The 16773-nt window shown below is 36.3% G+C and carries 11 protein-coding genes and 1 pseudogene; 1 reads left to right on the top strand and 11 read right to left on the bottom strand.

Annotated elements, in window-relative coordinates:
- Positions 1-162 precede the first annotated feature (162 nt).
- The 7 genes and pseudogenes from sufB to B3D98_RS00640 form a co-directional block, all read right to left on the bottom strand.
- Entirely contained in the window at positions 163-1560 is a 1398-nt protein-coding gene (gene sufB / locus B3D98_RS00610; RefSeq protein WP_016993620.1) for a Fe-S cluster assembly protein SufB, read from the bottom strand.
- A gap of 99 nt (positions 1561-1659) precedes the next feature.
- On the bottom strand, positions 1660-2085 hold the full coding sequence (gene sufU / locus B3D98_RS00615) for a Fe-S cluster assembly sulfur transfer protein SufU (protein WP_054549449.1): 426 nt from the start codon (positions 2083-2085) through the stop codon (positions 1660-1662).
- A pseudogene (locus B3D98_RS00620) lies at positions 2075-3303 on the bottom strand (cysteine desulfurase). The gene sufU and the pseudogene B3D98_RS00620 overlap by 11 nt, the downstream one beginning before the upstream one ends.
- Positions 3303-4610, bottom strand: a complete 1308-nt coding sequence (gene sufD, locus B3D98_RS00625) for a Fe-S cluster assembly protein SufD (protein ID WP_048394394.1) — start codon at positions 4608-4610, stop codon at positions 3303-3305. Before sufD ends, B3D98_RS00620 begins: the two are co-directional and overlap by 1 nt.
- An 18-nt stretch (positions 4611-4628) precedes the next feature.
- Positions 4629-5408 carry a Fe-S cluster assembly ATPase SufC gene (gene sufC / locus B3D98_RS00630; protein WP_016994918.1) on the bottom strand — a complete coding sequence of 260 codons (780 nt, stop codon included), beginning with the start codon at positions 5406-5408 and terminating at the stop codon, positions 4629-4631.
- 479 nt (positions 5409-5887) lie between these two features.
- On the bottom strand, positions 5888-6652 hold the full coding sequence (locus B3D98_RS00635) for a response regulator (RefSeq protein ID WP_054549450.1): 765 nt from the start codon (positions 6650-6652) through the stop codon (positions 5888-5890).
- Positions 6624-9569, bottom strand: a complete 2946-nt coding sequence (locus tag B3D98_RS00640; protein WP_288579735.1) for a histidine kinase — start codon at positions 9567-9569, stop codon at positions 6624-6626. The genes B3D98_RS00635 and B3D98_RS00640 overlap by 29 nt, the downstream gene beginning before the upstream one ends.
- A 154-nt stretch (positions 9570-9723) precedes the next feature.
- Between B3D98_RS00640 and B3D98_RS00645 the strand changes: the two genes are divergently transcribed.
- Positions 9724-10626: a LysR family transcriptional regulator gene (locus B3D98_RS00645; protein WP_288579736.1), complete on the top strand. Its 903-nt coding sequence runs from the start codon at positions 9724-9726 to the stop codon at positions 10624-10626.
- A gap of 28 nt (positions 10627-10654) precedes the next feature.
- Here B3D98_RS00645 and B3D98_RS00650 read toward each other — a convergent pair whose 3' ends face one another.
- From B3D98_RS00650 to B3D98_RS00665, 4 genes are read right to left on the bottom strand one after another with little or no spacing between them, the layout of a single operon-like run.
- Positions 10655-11701 (bottom strand): glycosyl hydrolase family 18 protein, encoded by a 1047-nt coding sequence (locus B3D98_RS00650; RefSeq protein ID WP_288579737.1) that lies wholly within the window; start codon positions 11699-11701, stop codon positions 10655-10657.
- A gap of 22 nt (positions 11702-11723) precedes the next feature.
- Positions 11724-13475, bottom strand: coding sequence for a polysaccharide deacetylase family protein (locus B3D98_RS00655; protein WP_288579738.1), 1752 nt, complete (start codon positions 13473-13475; stop codon positions 11724-11726).
- Positions 13472-15340: a glycosyltransferase family 2 protein gene (locus B3D98_RS00660; RefSeq protein WP_279495930.1), complete on the bottom strand. Its 1869-nt coding sequence runs from the start codon at positions 15338-15340 to the stop codon at positions 13472-13474. Before B3D98_RS00660 ends, B3D98_RS00655 begins: the two co-directional genes overlap by 4 nt.
- Positions 15337-16770 carry a polysaccharide deacetylase family protein gene (locus tag B3D98_RS00665; RefSeq protein WP_288579739.1) on the bottom strand — a complete coding sequence of 478 codons (1434 nt, stop codon included), beginning with the start codon at positions 16768-16770 and terminating at the stop codon, positions 15337-15339. The genes B3D98_RS00660 and B3D98_RS00665 overlap by 4 nt, the downstream gene beginning before the upstream one ends.
- Positions 16771-16773: the final 3 nt, after the last annotated feature.

Here is a 16773-nt window from a genome sequence, read left to right on the forward strand (position 1 = left end):
CCCTTTTCAATTGATATTGATTCTCATTATCATTTTAGTATGTAATCTTAAATAAATCCAGTACTATTTCGATATATTATAATTATCCACTTTCTTTCACGACGTAAAAACACAAAAAACCCCTAGTCACAATTTATGTTGTGACTAGGGGTGGCTAATAAATTAACCGATAGAACCTTCCATCTCGAATTTAATCAGACGGTTCATTTCTACTGCGTATTCCATTGGTAGTTCTTTTGTGAATGGCTCGATGAAGCCCATTACGATCATTTCTGTTGCTTCTTCTTCGGAAATTCCGCGAGACATTAAATAGAATAATTGTTCTTCAGATACTTTTGAAACTTTTGCTTCGTGCTCTAAAGATACATTATCATTAAAGATCTCGTTATAAGGAATTGTATCAGAAGTCGATTGATTATCCATAATCAGCGTATCACATTCGATGTTAGCACGTGCACCACTTGCTTTAGGACCGAAACGAACTTGTCCCATATACGTTACCTTACCACCTTGTTTAGCAATCGATTTAGAAACGATTGTTGAAGATGTGTTTGGTGCCATATGGATCATTTTAGCGCCAGCATGTTGGTGTTGTCCTTTACCAGCTAATGCAATCGATAATGTCATACCACGAGCACCTTCACCTTTTAGGATACATGCTGGGTATTTCATTGTTAATTTAGAACCGATGTTACCATCAATCCATTCCATTGTACCGTTTTCTTCTACAACTGTACGTTTCGTTACAAGATTGTAAACATTGTTCGCCCAGTTTTGAATTGTTGTATAACGGCAATATGCATCTTTACGAACAACAATTTCTACAACTGCTGAGTGTAAAGAGTTTGTTGTGTAAACAGGAGCTGTACAACCTTCAACATAGTGTACGTGAGCGCCTTCATCTACAATAATAAGAGTACGTTCGAATTGACCCATATTTTCTGAGTTAATACGGAAGTAAGCTTGTAACGGTGTTTCTACTTTAACACCTGGTGGCACATAAATAAACGATCCACCTGACCATACTGCTGAGTTTAAAGCAGCAAATTTATTGTCTGTGTAAGGAATCACTTTGCCCCAATATTGTTTGAAAATATCTTCATTTTCACGTAGAGCAGAGTCAGTATCTTTGAACACAATACCAAGATCTTCAAGGTCTTTTTTCATGTTGTGATAAACTACCTCAGACTCATATTGTGCAGATACACCTGCAAGATATTTTTGTTCAGCTTCTGGGATACCTAATTTATCAAAAGTTGCTTTGATTTCATCAGGTACTTCATCCCATGATTTTTGAGTAGCTTCTGATGGTTTTACATAGTACGTAATTTCATCAAAATCTAAATCTCCAAGATCGCCACCCCATTGTGGCATCGGTTTTGTATAAAATGTTTCAAGAGCTTTTAAACGGTATTCTAGCATCCATTCTGGCTCTTGTTTCATATTTGAAATTTCACGGACGATTTCTTCAGTTAAACCGCGTTTTGAACGGAAAATTGATACGTCCTTGTCATGGAAACCGTATTTGTAATCGCCGATATCAGGCATTTTTTTAGCCATCGTTTCTCCTCCGTTCATTGAGATGTATTTTTCTAGGTAATCATCCCTTGCTTTGAGTGAAGGCATAGTAGCTTTCACTCAAGAACAAGGAAGTAAGATTTATTTCACACCTTTTTCCATTGCTTTCCAAGCCAATGTTGCACACTTAATTCGTGCTGGGAATTGTGAAACACCTTGCAGTGCCTCAACATCCTCAAGGTCATATTTATCGCTGTACTCCTCACCCATCATCATTTTAGAAAAAATATCAGAAAGCTCAATAGCTTCCTCTACTTTTTTTCCTTTGATGAGCTGTGTCATCATTGATGCAGAGGACATAGAAATAGAACAGCCTTCACCATCAAATTTTGCATCCTCTACAACACCGTCTGTCACTTTCAATGTTAAGTGAATACGGTCGCCACAAGTCGGATTATTCATATCGATCGTTACAGCATTATCATCTAAAGATCCTTTATTACGAGGATTCTTATAGTGATCCATAATGACTGAACGATATAGTTGATCTAAATTATTAAAAGACATCGCCAAAATACTCCTTCGCAGAACGTAACCCTGCAACNNACGGTCAATATCCTCCTCTGTATTGTACAGATAGAAGCTTGCTCGTGCTGTCGCTACTTGCTGAAGACATTTCATTAGTGGCTGTGCACAATGATGTCCTGCACGAACAGCAATACCATTCATGTCAAGCACCGTTGCCACATCATGTGGATGTACATCATCTAGATTAAATGTTACTAATCCACAACGCTTCATAGGGTCACGTGGGCCAAAAATTTTCAAACCGTCAATTGTTTCAAGTTGATCCATTGCGTAGCCTGCAAGCTTATGTTCATGCTCTAGAATGTTATCTAACCCGATATCAGTTAAGAAATCAATAGCGGCTCCTAAACCTATTGCACCTGCAATAATAGGCGTTCCACCTTCAAATTTCCACGGTAATTCCTTCCACGTTGACTCATAAAGCCCAACAAAATCAATCATTTCGCCACCAAACTCAATTGGCTCCATCTTTTCAAGGTGTTCCTTTTTACCATATAGTACACCTATTCCAGTTGGTCCGCACATTTTATGCCCTGAGAAACCTAAGAAATCTACATCCAAATCTTGCACATCAATTTTCATATGTGGCGCAGCTTGTGCACCATCGGCTACCATGACAGCACCATTAGCATGTGCAATTTGAGCAATTTCTTTAATTGGATTTATTGTTCCAAGTACGTTTGATGCCATAGACACCGAAACAATTTTTGTTTTAGGTGTGACTGTCGCACGTACTTTCTCTAGGCTAAGAGTGCCGTCTGCTTCAAGCTCAATGTATTTTAAAGTTGCATTTTTTTCTTTGGCTAATTGTTGCCAAGGAATAATATTGGAATGATGCTCCATATGAGTAATGACAATTTCATCACCCTCAACAACATTTGCACGACCATAACTTGTCGCAACTGTATTTAAAGCGGTTGTTGTACCACGCGTAAAAATAATTTCCTGTGTTGATTGCGCATTAATAAACTTACGAACCTTTTCACGAGCACCTTCATATTTATCTGTTGCACGGTTTCCTAGTGTATGCACGCCACGGTGAACATTGGAATTATCAAATTCATAATAAGCTTTAATCGCTTCAATCACTTGAACAGGCTTCTGAGACGTCGCTGCACTATCAAGATATACAAGTCTATGACCATTTACATCCTGATTTAAAATTGGGAAATAGCTTTTAATGTCTTTATTCATCATTAGCGAACTTTCCTTTCAATAACCTCCGTCAGTTGCTTTTGAACGCCTTCAATTGGTAATTGCGTAACAACTGGCGCAAGGAATCCATGGATAACAAGGCGCTCTGCTTCTGCTTTCGAGATACCACGGCTCATTAAATAATAAAGCTGTAATGGATCTACTCGACCAACAGATGCTGCGTGTCCTGCTGTTACATCATCTTCGTCAATTAATAAAATTGGGTTTGCATCCCCACGAGCTTTTTCTGACAGCATTAATACACGTGATTCTTGTTGTGCATCGGCTTTTGTCGCACCATGCTCGATATAGCCAATACCGTTAAAGATTGACTGAGCTGCGTCTTTCATTACACCATGCTTTAAGATATGCCCGTTTGAGTTTTTACCCCAGTGACGAACCTCAGTAGTGAAGTTAAGTTTTTGTTCTCCACGACCAACTACGACTGTTTTTGTATCTGCATGAGAACCGTCACCAATCAAATGCGTAATGTTTTCAGAGATTGTATCAGAATCATTCATTAGACCAAGAGCCCAGTCAACTTTTGCGTCACGCGCTAAACGTGCACGACGATTAACATATGTCGTAAATCCTTTTGCAAGGACATCTACTGCACCATATGTCACCTGTGCATTATCTTGAACAACGACTTCCGCAATAATATTCGCTTGCCCTTTTGCCTCTTCAACTGTTGAAACATAAGTTTCCACATATGTTACTGCTGAATTCGCTTCTGCTACTACTAAAACATGGTTATATAATGAAGCTTCCGCATTGTCATTAAGGAAAACAACTTGAAGTGGTTGCTCAATGATCACGTTTTTTGGTACGTATACAAACACTCCACCATTAACAAGTGCTGTATGAAGTGCTGTTAACTTATGCTCATCTACTTTAACAGCTTCTGTCATAAAGTATTTTTGTACAAGTTCGCCATGTTCACGAACTGCTGTGAAAATATCAGTAAAAATAACACCTTTATCAGCAAGTTCTTGTGATGCCTTAATATATGCTGGTGTATTATTACGTTGAATATATAGGTTTTCTTGTGCTTCAAGGTCAATTAAACCTTTTGCTTCTTCAGGTAGAGCATCCAATGAAGGGAATGCCTCACTATGAACTGCCAACACTGGGAAGTTCATGAAATCCCATTTTGTAATATTCGTTCTATCTGGTTTTGGCAAATCTAAACCAGCTACTTTGTCTAGTGCTGCCGCGCGAAGTTCTGTAAACCAAGTAGGTTCACCATTTGCTTCTGAGAACGAGCGCACGTCCTGTACTGTTACAGGCAAGTTAAGTTCCACTGTCATGCTAGTTCGTCCTCCTTCTTATGCTTCTTGTTCTTCTGTTTCTTCTTCGATTCCTAATTCTTTTTTAATCCAGTCATAACCTTCTGCTTCTAAGCGTTGTGCAAGCTCTGCACCACCTGATTTTACAACACGTCCTTGCATCATTACGTGTACATGGTCTGGTGTAATGTAGTTTAATAGGCGTTGATAGTGTGTAATCATTAAGCAGCCAAAGCCTTCACCGCGCATTGCGTTGATGCCTTTTGAGACAACTTTCAATGCATCGATATCAAGACCAGAGTCAATTTCATCTAAGATTGCAAATGTTGGTTTGATCATCATTAATTGAAGAATCTCATTACGTTTTTTCTCCCCGCCAGAGAAACCTTCATTTAAATAACGTTGAGCCATATCTTCGTTCATTTCAAGGAATTCCATGTTTTTATCTAATTCGCGGATAAATTTCATTAATGAAATTTCATCGCCTTCTTCACGACGCGCGTTAATTGCTGAACGTAAGAAATCAGCATTTGTAACACCAGCAATTTCAGATGGATATTGCATTGCTAGGAATAAACCAGCTTGAGCACGCTCGTCTACTTCCATTTCAAGCACATCTTCGCCATCTAACTCAACAGTACCTGAAGTTACTTCATATTTTGGATGACCCATAATAGCAGAAGCTAGTGTTGATTTACCAGTTCCGTTTGGTCCCATAATTGCGTGAATTTCGTTTGTATTAATTGTAAGATTTACGCCTTTTAAAATCTCTTTTCCGTCGATAGCAACGTGAAGATCTTTAATAACTAAAGTTGACATGAAAATACCTCCATAGTGTTCAGTGAATGGGTCAACCATTCCTTAATTATCATCATTCTAATCTTAACTGAAAATCGTTCTCTATGCAAACCATTTCAATTACTTTCCCATTCCTTAAATAAAATCTTTAAAAATAAAGACTTTGTAAGCATTTTCAGATTATTACTACTTCACCTAAACAATGAGAATAGACTTTCTTCATTTTCAATAAAATCTCCCTAATTGAGAATTGATTTCATCTAGCTACATAGTGAAAACCTCGAGAAAAGTGCTAATTGTAGCGGTTTTGTGACAAATTAGCATAAACAACATATCTATACTATAACCTATTTCATTAAAATGGAATCAATTTAAGTTCATATTGGAAGAAAGAAATTTTGCTATAAAAATTAATGGATTGTCTCCTCAAAAGAAAGTAATTTTAGGCAAATGAAAAGACAGAAACGTAGATTGTATCCAACATTTCTGCCATTTCTCCATTAATTTAGATGATATGCCCATAAATATCCTTTTGATTCCAGTAAAAAAGTATCTGACTCTGAGGTAGTAGTGATAACAATTGCATCATTTGTCTTCAGCTCATAGCCTTCATTCACGCGTTCTATTTGAATAGGTAAACCTAGCTCTATAAAAAGCTGACGTAGACGGTAAATCGTATTATAAAGATTAGCTAACGCTTTTTTCTCATCTATATTAGGCCAAATATCATCTAAAATACGATACTTCGATACTACGATTCCTTCATGGACTAATAAATAATAAAAAAGCTCCTCCGTAACCTTTGTTCGCCATTTAATAGCTTTGTCATGTATCCTTGTTCCAACCTCACCTTTTAAACTAACTTCCAACTTTGTAGTGTTTCGCTGTGTTTGACGCCCATAATATTTTGTAAGTCTTTCATTTACTTGTAGTACAATACTTGGTGTCATGGGCTTTAATACATAATCTAGTGCTTGGACTCGAAATGCATCTACAGCATATTTTGCATAGGCTGTTGAAAAAATAATAGGGACATCAATGCCTTCTTCTACTAAAATAGCTGCAAGCTCTAATCCATTCATCTTTGGCATTTCAATATCTAAAATTAGCGCATCATATTCACCCTTAATGGACAAAATTTGAGTTATTGCTTCTAAAGGTGATGTAAAGGTGGCAATAACTTGAAAAAGCCCCTCTTTTTCAAGTAATAGTTTGTGCAAATCTAAAATTGGCTGTTCATCCTCTACCATAATAATTTTCCACATGTTGAAGCTCCTTTAAAGGTTGTATGAATACCATTGTTGTACCTTCATCTTTCTTAGAAGTAATAGAAAGAGTAGCACTCGGCATTTCTTTTACTCGACGTAGAACATTGGTAAATCCGATGCCATTTGAAAATATATTTTCTCCATTGTTTAAAGCTTTTACCTGTTCCTCAGTCATACCAACGCCATCATCCCTCACCTGAATGCTTAAATTATTTTGCTGCCTTTTAATTTCAATAAAGACTGTCCCATTTCCATCCTTTTCAAAAATCCCATGACGAATTGCATTTTCAACTAAAGGCTGTATCAGTAAACTTGGGATTTCTATCTTTTCAGCATCTAATGTATCTTCTATTGTCAAAATAACCGTTAACTTATCACCAAAGCGTGCTTGTTCAATCTCTACATAGGCACGTATAATTTCAAGCTCTTTCTCTAACGTTGCGCGTTGCCCATCCTTACCTGATTCTAAAATATAACGTAAATAGGTAGAAAGCATCGTTAATAAATGCCCTGCTCGCTCTCCGTCTGTATAACAAAACGAAATAATACTGCTGAGCGCATTGTATAAAAAATGAGGATTGATTTGTGCCTGTAGAAAAGCCATTTCATGCTGTATCGCTTTGCCCATAGCCTCTTTCGTTAATGCTATAGCCGATAAACGTGAAAGTAACATTTCTTTTGTAGCTGGCTTACGGATATAATCATTGGCCCCTGATTCCAGGATAAGTGAAATATTCGTAGGATATTCATTGGCTACTAACATAATAATCGGTAAATCTATATAGCTATAATACTGACGTATATATTTGGTTAGGGCAATGCCTCCCATTCCAGGCATCACTTCATCTATCAATAAAAAATCAGGTCTTTTTTGCTGAATAACGTTGAGTGCCTCCTCAGGGCAATGCACTACCTCTATAGCGTAGTGGCTTTGTAGTAACGATTGTAAAACCTCTGCATGAATGACATCATCCTCAACTATGAGTAATCTTGGCAAATTTTCATTGAACAGTGGCTGATCATTCATAATGATAATCATCTCATTGTCTTTTAGCACTTGCTCATAGCCCCCGAATGGCAAGGTGATGATAAATCGAATGCCATTTTGTAATAAATCTACCGAATATGTACCACCCATCTGCTCAATGATGGCTTTCCCTATCGACTGTCCAGTCTCATCTGCTGCTTTTTGCTGTATAGGCTCAGGGCCAGCTCCTTCTACCAAGATTCTTACGTCTGTATCAAGATGTAAAACAGTTAGAATCATATCCCCATTCCCAGCATGAGCAATAGCTGTTTCAAGTACCCTGTATAAGATTTGACCTAGACGTTGCTCATCAGCTTGAACTAATAATTTTGGATTGGTGTGCTTGTATAAACGAATATGCGTTTTTTTTATTTTCTTTTCGTGCATAATTAATACATGCTGAATAATCATTTGAATATTAACTGGGTGTACATCTATTTTAAAATCCTGAAACCTTATTCTAGTGAAATCTTTTAAGTCATTTACTAGATATAATAAACGTTCTAATTGTTGTTCTAGTAGTTGTTGCTTATCCGTCATAGATTGAGTTGATAAGGATTTTGAAATATTTAATGCATGATAAAGAGGTTGTTCTAATTCATTTGTTGTCACTTCTAAAAAGGAATCCTTACCGATTGTCGCCTTTTCCAGACGTTGACTATATAATTCAGCGTCTCTTGTTCGATTAATTAGTCGCATTGCCAAATAAATATTCATACATACTACAAAGAATAGCAGACCAATACGATTAAAAACATTTCGCCCAGAGAAAAAAAGCTGATCAAATGTTCCACTTATGCTAAAAATTAATAGAGATATAATTGTTGCACTTAATATTATCAGTTCATTTTTCGGAACATGAGCACTTTTCTTCATGATCAAATACAATAATCGTCCTATTATAAAAAATGCTAGGAAATTTATATAGGTAAAAAATATATATTGTAGCTCTGATAAAGATCTTGCTGGTAAAAGCAGTGTTCCAACGCCATATAATAGTAGTGGTGACACAAATAATAAAGCTGTCCTACGCTTCATCATAGCTGTTACCGTATAGGCAAAGAACAGGAATAGCATCACTGCATTTATATACGTTATAAAATCTTGCAAACGAAAATAAAATTCAAATTCTATAGTAGGAAACTCTCTATAAAGAGTTCGTTCGCCTCTTGTACATACCAAAATTGCCAACGTAAAAAAATACATTGCACTATAAAAAAACGCTTTGTCTCTTATTCTTAATAAATACAAACTAAAATGAAAGATTGAAAATATTAATAACATGATAATCGTTGTTTTTTCTAAGTACACATCTTGAATGACATCTTTTGCAAGAGCATCCGCATCTCCTATATCTATAGGAAATATAATGCCATGCCTTGCATTATGAAAATCTGCAACTTGTATTGTTAGGATCACCGAATCTGAAGAAGGTGAAAAATACACTTCATAAACAGGATTACTTGGTTTCGATGCTTCACGAGCAGTAGCAAGTTTACCATAGGAGGCAGCGATCTCATTATTTATAAAAAGTCGATGAGATGACCAAATATTTCGTACCCGAATACCTATTTTTTTGAAATGAGGTGGTAGCTTAATTTTAAGTTGATAAGTACCATACTCTGCATCGGCCTGCCATGGTCCAGGAACCTTTTCAATTGGAGCATGATCAGGAAAATTAGCAGGTTCAAGAAAATTATTGCCTATAAAACGCCATTCTCCAGACAATGCTACAATCTCTTCCTCTTTTGTTATTTCTGATAAATCTAATTGACCATCCACCGCCTGTAACTTAGTATTGCTTGTATCTTGATCGTTAAAAATTAAATAAGTTAGCATCGTGATGGCTACTAAAATAAATAACCAACTTAAACTTTTTTTTATCATGAATCCCACCTCCTCCTCATCTTACAATAGCGAACTCTCAAATATCTAACAGCTTATAATTTTTATTTTGACATAAACAGTCATTTTCATCTTAAATAATATATAATTAAGGTATAATCAATCTTATTTTTAGATTAATAGAGGTGAAGTGTTAGTGGAGTTACGTCAATTACGCTATTTTGTAGAGGTTGCTGAACGTGAGCATATATCAGAGGCTGCTGAGCATCTTCATGTAGCCCAATCTGCCATTAGTCGGCAAATCGCAAATCTTGAGGATGAGTTAGGCACTCCGTTATTTGAACGAGTGGGACGAAATGTCAAATTAACACCAATAGGGAAGACATTTCTTGAGCATACCATTACGGCATTAAAGGCCATCGATTTTGCAGCAAAGCAAGTAGAAGAATATCTTGATCCTGCAAAGGGCTCAATTAAAATCGGCTTTCCAACAAGTTTAGCTAGCTATGTTCTGCCAACCGTTATTTCAGCCTTTAAACGCGAATATCCTGATTTACAATTCCAGCTCCGTCAAGGGTCTTATCGATTTTTGATTGATGCAGTCAAAAATCGGGAGTTGAACCTCGCCTTTTTGGGACCCCTGCCCCCTAAGGACGAATCCATTCAATCAACCATTCTGTTTACTGAAAATATTGCTGCACTCCTACCAGCCAATCATCCATTAGCTAAAAGAGAAAGCATACAGCTTGCAGAGTTGAAAAATGATCTATTTGTATTATTTCCAGATGGTTACATTTTGCATAAGGTAGCGATGGATGCTTGTCGAGCCGCAGGCTTTTTACCAAATGTCATTTCAGAGGGGGAAGATTTGGATGCACTAAAGGGCTTAGTCGCCGCAGGCATAGGTGTTAGTCTATTACCAGAAAGTTCTCTTTATGATTCAACAGCTCGCTTTACCATCAAGGTCCCTATTGAATCTCCTACAATCCCTAGAACTGTTGGTATTATTTCACCCGTAAATCGAGAAATTGCACCATCAGAAATCATTTTCTTAGACTTTGTGAAAAACTTTTTTTCTCGCCTTTCACAATTCCAATAAAAAAATCGCCTTTTGGGCGATTTTTTTATTATTCTGTTGATTGCTCAGCAATCCATTCTATTGTTTTCTCTCCTAAGCCTCCTGCACGCCATAATACAACGTCATGATAGCTTTTCTTTTGAACGTAAGTAACCCATTTTTCTAGCGTTTCTTGATCAGCATACCAAACTTCATGGCTGACATTATTGTCATCTACATAAGAAAAATAAACGGCTCCACTTGCTTGATCACGCTGCTTAGCTGCTTTTCTATCGGCTAGTAATTGTTCGGCCTCAAGCTCTGTTAATGCGACTATTTTGCCCTGAGCTACCCAATCAAAACCTCCAGTGGCAAAGGCGATAGCTAAATCTTGATTAGACTTCTTCATTTTTTTTACTAAATCATCTAGAAAAGAAAAAGTAGCTTTAGCACCTGGCCCACTGTGGTAACCATGAACATTATAGGCCATTACTGTATAGTGAGGTCCATCTGGCAATTTCACATCAAATGGAAAGCGTGGTTCGAGTACAACATGCAATGTAACATCCTTTTTGGAAAGCTCTTGGTAAAGCTCTTCTAAAAATAGGATATAGTTTTGAAGGTCATCTTTAGCCACCTTTTCATAATCAATCTCAATGCCATTTACTTGATATTGTTCCACAACCCGCAAAATATTTCCAATATGCTTTTGCCTTGCTGAGGAATCCTGCAATAATCTATGCAAAAGCGTGCTATCCTTTTGAACAGATGGAGCATTCTCTGTTATATAATCATTGATGAGTGTTAGGATCACATGATGGGAATCATTAAATTGCTGCTTGGTCTTTTGCAACATATCTACGGCATTTTCTGTTAACAATAGTTCATCATTGCTATTAAAATATGCGCCAAAAACACGTATATCTTGTAATCCAAGTTGAGAATTTTCTACATCTTTCATGGCGGATTTATTTTGCCATTCTGGTAACCAAATAGATAATCGGAGCTTCTCCTTATCGTTAAATTCTTCCTTTGCTTTAGCTGGCTGTTCTTTACTATTACTACAAGCTGTAATAAATAGTAGCGCAATACAAATAAATAACATAATGTTCTTCACTTGACTCTAATTTCACCCCGATTTAGAAGGTCTCGATAAAGAAATCAACGACATGATTAAATAACTCAGTGGATTTATACTTAACCTTCTCGAAATTCGTATATTGGTTCGTAAAAATAGTTTGATTGTTTTTATCTGTAATCAAAATATCTTCAATTAATGTATCGTAAATATCATCTGCATACTGTTCGTGTGAAGTGTTCTTATTACTGTACAACGCACCAAATCCAATCTGTGCCCCCTGTAATTTCGGATTTATTTGAACGGTCTCGGATAATACATTATCTACATCTATTTCTATTTTATCCTTATTTATAGCAATGTTAAATACTCTATTTTCCGTTAAGTTTCTTGGGTACTCTTCTTCATCTATACGTGACCCTTTTTGCGTATCATGGTAAGTGTAAACTGTTGCTTTATTAAATGCGTATTCTTCTTCATTCCACTTAATTTCATTTAATGGAAAGCGTTCTTTTTCAACAATTCCCCAGCCTGGTAATTTTTCACTTATTACAATCTCATTATCGACTAGTACAATTCGTAAATAACTATTTGTTTTTTCATCGTAATTTACATAGAAAGCTTGTTGGCCAACCACATTCCCTTTAAACGCAAAATTCACATTATATTGATCTGGCAGTTCCTCCTTTAAAAGAATTCTGCCTTCACTTGATGGAGCTGAAGTTAATGTAATCTCATTATTTTCATATTCTGCCGCACCATTTATCACTTTCCAGTGTTGTGCTACTTCCTGATCTCCTATCTTAAATTGTATGTTTTGCCTACTGGCCTGTCTGATCTTCATCATCACATGATTAGTTGACCAATATGGTGATACTTGTAATCTGCTTAAATTATAAATATCTGCCTCTTTATCATTGTAGGCTCCTAATTCTAGATTAAAATGCATACGAAACTTGTCTTTAATTTCTTTGTTATTCACACTTTCTACGAGAGGATCCATATTGTTATAAAGTGAGTTTGCATGCATAATTGCGTAGGCTTTAGGGACTTCCCCCAACTCTTCATGATAGATATCCTGCATTAAATTGTAGTCCTTCTTAATACGAGCCTCCATCTCTTGTCGAGTTTCACTTGGTATCATATATTGATTGCGAATAAAATCCATTAAATAATGATTATAGTATTCTATTGTTGTTTTATTAGGTACGTTATTTTCATCTATGACGCCTAAGGACTGTCCTTTATCATTAAAAATATTAATATAGGTTAACCTATATCCATTGGAGCCCATTTCCCAATAACCGCTTTTTTCCATCAGTTTTAAATCTTTGGGCTTTAAAAATTTATTATCGGTTGTATCCATTTTATTGGCATACGTAAACATCGTTGCCTTATAATTTAATTTTTCCATAATATTTTGAGCAAAAATACTAGAATCTGTACGTCCATCTTCAAATGATAGATACAAAGCTTTTTCTGGCAATGGTTTATCATGCTGATAGAAGTCTAAAATATCCTTTTGAGTAATGGTTTGATACCCTTGTTTTTCTAACAAAGTTAATTGTTCTTCTAAATTCTTTTTAGACACATATTTAGGTGATTCATTTCTACTGACACCAAAATAAGAAAGGGCAATAAAACCCTCTTTATTATTTAATGGAACTGTTTCAGCTCCCCTTTTCTCTGTTAGAAAAACAGCTTTAATTAAAATGACAGCTAACAATACTACTATAATTAATTGAGCGATCGAACGGATGATTTTCCGACGATTTTTTTTAGCTGGCTGAAGCTCTACACTTTTTCCGTTCATTCCTTCTCACCCTTTTTTCTAATTTTCAACATCGAAAATCGGGATTTTCGTAATTTTTGCTTTTCCATTTTCTTTTCCTTCGCTAGAACATCCTGAGGTGTTTCCCTTGTCCCCCATGTAGATTTCCAAAAAGTCACCCAAGCAACTGGCATCTGCCATAGCAAAATAAATTCATAATAGAGGACAAAGATAAAACCAAATCCCCATAGTTTACTTTTTCTAAAGAATAGATGAGCCAAACTCATAAGCATGGCCATTAATAGTAAACCTATTAAAAACGTTGTAGGAAAAATACCATACATGACTGGTACATAAATTAAGTTATAAACAACGACAATTGGTGCTGCAATCGGCACAATTAAACCAATAATGAAGAAAAGGAACATAAACGGTTCTTTTTTCCACATAAATAAAAATGCACGCAAAGATTCTCGAAGCCAAGAACGTTTCCATCTCATTTGCTGGGATAGAAAAACTTTTGTGTCAGATGGAACAATTGTTGAACAAATGGCATTGTCCTGATAGCCTGTTCGATGTGTTTTTAAAATATAGTTTGTCATACTACGGTCATCACCAAAAGTTGCTGGCTGACCAAGAAATTTTTGATTAAGCCATGCTGTTTCATTTTTTAAAATTAGCTCTTTCCGGTAACAGGCTAGTGGTCCTGATAAGCAAGTAACCGTATCAAACCATGCTTCAGCTGCTTTCATGATACGGAAGGCAATATAATAACGAACCGTCTGTAATTTAGTTAGCGCATTAGTAAATTTATTTTCAACCTCTGTTCGGCCAGCCACACCGCCCATTTTGGGATCTTGAAAAGGTTGCACTAAATTACGGATTGCATGTGGCTCTAAAAAACTATCGGAATCCACAAAAACAACTAAATCATGCTTCGCTTGATGAACACCCGCAACTAACGCTTCCCGTTTCCCACCGTTTTGCGGAAGCTTATAAAACTTTAATCGATCATTCGTCTTAAATCGTTCACCCTCTTGATGAATAAGGTTAATCATGTCGTATGCCTTTTCCTCTGTACGATCTGTTGAACAATCATCTACAACGATTACTTCTAATTTATCTACTGGGTAATATTGATTGATACAACTAGAAATCGTGCGATGAATCCACTCTTCCTCATTAAAGACTGGAATAATAATGGAGACACCTGGTTCAAATTTTGGATTGATCGGTACATTTTTATAGAAAATACCAAATAAATATCTACTTAATAGAAATGTTGCTGCAATAATACTATAAAGATATAAAAATTTATTAAACCTAAAGTAAATCACGCTTTCTGCTCTCATTAACATGACAATAATCGATACGACCAATAAAAATAAACTAGCCATAAAAATAGAAATGCCCCAACGTTTTTTTGTCATATATTCGTTTAAAGGCTGTAAAAATTCACAGGCAGCATAATAACGTAGTTCTCCATCCACTTCTTTCGTAAAATAACGGACAACCTTAGCCTTTAACTTCACTTTGGCTTCATAGCCCTCAGGCATTGCACCACCCGGTATGTTAAAATTCATTGTTAAAATTTCATTTATTAAAAATTCATGAGGTTGATTAGAGTAAACGAGGATACCCGTTACCGAAATATCCTCTGCAAAAAGTTTTTCTGCGTTCACTTGGCGTTTTGCCCTTTTAATATGAACCTCAAAATGAGTTTCGTAGCGTAAACTTAATTGTTGAAGTCGATAGATTTCATTCACATCTGTCGGATCAATTTCCTCTTTCTGATAGGAGGCGCCACGACGATTCACAAGGCTCCTTACATTTTCGGGATCGGGAATATTTGAAAGAATCCGACGGTCAGAGCGTGGTATCGTTAAGATCTCTTTTTTTGTTTTCATTGTTCATTCACATCCCTATTTGAATCTTCTTCAATCCAAGTAGACATTTTGCTAAAGCTATAACCATCTTCTAGAAGTTTTTCAATAATGAGTGGAAGTGCTTCTACCGTATTTGTTCCATCTAGGATATGCATGACAATGACCTTGCCGGGCCCAACCCTAGAAATCACCCGTTCGTAAATGTCTTGTGCTGAGTAATCTAAATTCCAATCAAAAGAAGCGATATCATACATAGCAATCGTTTTAATTCCCGCAGCAGTAATGATCTTGGCCGTTCGCTCATCCATTATTCCTTGGGCTGGTCGGAAATATAGAAGAGGGGGCTCTTGTAAAGCATAGGTTAATGCCTGATGTGCCTTCACTAAATCATCTTGTAATTCTTCGGGTGTCATTTTTGTAACATCTAAATGGTAATAGGAGTGGCTCGCTACCTCATGACCTTCCTCTACAATCATCTTCGCTAATTGTGGATTCTTCTCCACACCACTTCCTATTAGGAAAAAGGTACTTTTGATATTATATTTACGTAAAACATCCAACACTTCTTTTACTCGTTTTTCATGTGCCCAATCATCAAAAGTAATAGCTATTTCCTTTTTTGTTGTCTCTTTTCGATAATATAAATTCGGCTTGGCTTGCTCATAATTTACATTTGGACTGACAGCATCATATCCTGAAATTTCTTCCACGGACTTTGTTAAATAACGTTCATCTAATAGATCACTTAAGGTAGTAATGGTATACTCGCGTTCTTTAGCTAATTGAGCTAATAATGGTATAGCATCAATAATGGCAGGATTAATGTATGTGTTGAGATGAATAATAGAGCCCCTATCAATATATTTACTGATATAATTAATCAGCTCCTGAGCACTTTGCATTTTTCTATCAAGTGGGTTAATAGATAATCCAATAACAGCTTTCATATCAAGCGCCTTTGCTGCTAAGCGCATATTATCGGTAACATCGCCTGAACGACTACGAACAAATTTCGGTGTATAGCCTAAATGCTCTTCAAAAATTTGATTGGTTAACATGATTTCTTCATACGTTTGGTCATAATCCAAAGATGTTACATCTGGAAATGTCAATGTACCGTTTTGCACCTCATGTCCCCTTTTTAAGATATCTTTCACAAGCTCTGGCTCTTGAGCAACACGCATTCCCTCTAGAAAAAAGGTAGCCTTCATATTCGATTCATCTAGTTTCGTTAATAATGACTTCATTGTGTCGTTATCTGCTAAGCCATTAAATGTTAACGATACTTTTGGTACCACAATATTGGCATGACTAATTAATTCACTTTTAGTACCATCAGATTTTTTGACCTCTATAGAAGAATCAACTGGATGAATCGTTTCTTGTGTCGCTGACTGACAGCCTGCTAAGAACAGCATGATGAGCAGACCACATAGTTTTAGTCGTTTCATTTC

Source organism: Lysinibacillus sp. UBA5994 (assembly GCF_002429725.1).
GTDB lineage: Bacteria > Bacillota > Bacilli > Bacillales_A > Planococcaceae > Lysinibacillus > Lysinibacillus capsici.

Coding starts and splice junctions, on each gene's coding strand:
- sufB (WP_016993620.1), bottom strand. CDS start 1,560: ATGGCTAAAAAAATGCCTGATATCGGCGATTACAAATACGGTTTCCAT.
- sufU (WP_054549449.1), bottom strand. CDS start 2,085: ATGTCTTTTAATAATTTAGATCAACTATATCGTTCAGTCATTATGGAT.
- sufD (WP_048394394.1), bottom strand. CDS start 4,610: ATGACAGTGGAACTTAACTTGCCTGTAACAGTACAGGACGTGCGCTCG.
- sufC (WP_016994918.1), bottom strand. CDS start 5,408: ATGTCAACTTTAGTTATTAAAGATCTTCACGTTGCTATCGACGGAAAA.
- B3D98_RS00635 (WP_054549450.1), bottom strand. CDS start 6,652: ATGTGGAAAATTATTATGGTAGAGGATGAACAGCCAATTTTAGATTTG.
- B3D98_RS00640 (WP_288579735.1), bottom strand. CDS start 9,569: ATGATAAAAAAAAGTTTAAGTTGGTTATTTATTTTAGTAGCCATCACG.
- B3D98_RS00655 (WP_288579738.1), bottom strand. CDS start 13,475: ATGAACGGAAAAAGTGTAGAGCTTCAGCCAGCTAAAAAAAATCGTCGG.
- B3D98_RS00660 (WP_279495930.1), bottom strand. CDS start 15,340: ATGAAAACAAAAAAAGAGATCTTAACGATACCACGCTCTGACCGTCGG.
- B3D98_RS00665 (WP_288579739.1), bottom strand. CDS start 16,770: ATGAAACGACTAAAACTATGTGGTCTGCTCATCATGCTGTTCTTAGCA.